This is a genomic window from Pimelobacter sp. 30-1 (assembly GCF_018831735.1).
In the GTDB taxonomy this organism is placed as follows: Bacteria; Actinomycetota; Actinomycetes; order Propionibacteriales; family Nocardioidaceae; genus Nocardioides.
The window spans coordinates 1-1,293 of record NZ_NHTS01000026.1; the positions used below are offsets into that span (position 1 = coordinate 1).

1 protein-coding gene is annotated in these 1,293 nt (G+C 66.7%); it reads right to left on the minus strand.

Translation table 11 applies throughout. The features are described 5' to 3' along the window. On the minus strand, positions 1 to 1,152 hold a 1,152-nt coding region (gene istA / locus CCO04_RS28090), incomplete at its 3' end, for an IS21 family transposase (RefSeq protein WP_215817489.1). Between the last annotated feature and the right edge of the window lie 141 nt (positions 1,153 to 1,293).

Genomic DNA, 1,293 nt, shown 5'->3' on the forward strand with positions numbered 1-1,293 from the left:
CAGGACGTGGGTCGCGATGATCTCCCCGCCGGAGAGCACGTCGATCTGCTCCCCGATGACCCGGACGTCGACGCTGAGACCGGCGAACCGGGACGGGACGGAGTACTTGATCGTGTCGAGCTGGATATGCCAATCCCGGTGGACCTTCGCCTTCCGCCAGATCACCGGCTCCCAACGCTGAGCCGGCAGCGAGATCAGCTCATCCCGCTCGGACTCGGTGAACCAGTCGCGGCGCGACCGCTGCTCACCCCGGAACGGGGTCCGGTCGTTGATCGCCTCGACTTGGGCGGCGACGGCGGTGTTCAGCTCGTCCAGCGACGCGAACACTCGGCCTTCGAGGTAGTGGATCACCCAGTTCGTGACGACCTTCACCCCGGCTTCGACATGCCCCTTGTCGCGGGGACGATACGAGCGGGTCGGGACGGCGGCGGTGGCGTAGTACTCCAGGAACTCCGCATAGGAGGCGTTCACGTCCCGGGCCTTCTCGGTCCGGGAGATCTGGTTCGACGCGGTCGACGCATTGTCCGGGATCACGACCTGGGTGACGCCGCCGAAGTACTCGAACGCGCGGCGGTGCGCGTCCAACCAGGCCGGCTGCTTCTCGTCCAGACACCCGTAAGCGAACACCATCCCCGAGAACGGCAACGACGCGACGAACACCGACACCCGCGTCGTCTCCCTCGTGACCGGGTCGGTAAGCCGCATCTGCGTGCCCGCCCAGTCGACCTGCATCGTATGCGCGGGAACGTGCGCGATTGGGAGGGTCAGATCGTTCACCCGGACATGCTCCGCGACGATCTGGCAGAACCGCTCATACCCGTAGAACCGGGCGCCCGCCGCCGCATCAGTCTCCAGATAGCGGGCCCACAACACCTTCAACGGCGGCTTGTTCCGGCCCAGCCTGGCTGCGACGACCCGCTCGATGTCGACGGGGACGAACTCGCAGACCACGCTCTTGCGGCCATCGGTGAACAGCCGGTCTATGTTCTCCAGCGACAGCCCGTCGACCTGCTCCCGCGTCGTGAAGCCCTCCTCGTCGAGGACCCGCCTGGCGCGCGCGATCGCGCGATGCGAGCACCCCAGCATCGCCTCGATCTGCCTATACGCATACCCCTGCACCAGCAGGCTCATCACAAACCGGTAATCCGTCATCGCCGACGTTCCTCTCCACCAGCGACCAGCCCTTGGCCGCGGCGGGAGACATCCTCGAACCCGACGCCGGAGCGCTACCGCCTCCCCGCGCACGTGCTACCGGATCGTTACACGCCCGCTACCCGAAGCCCCGTCTTAACA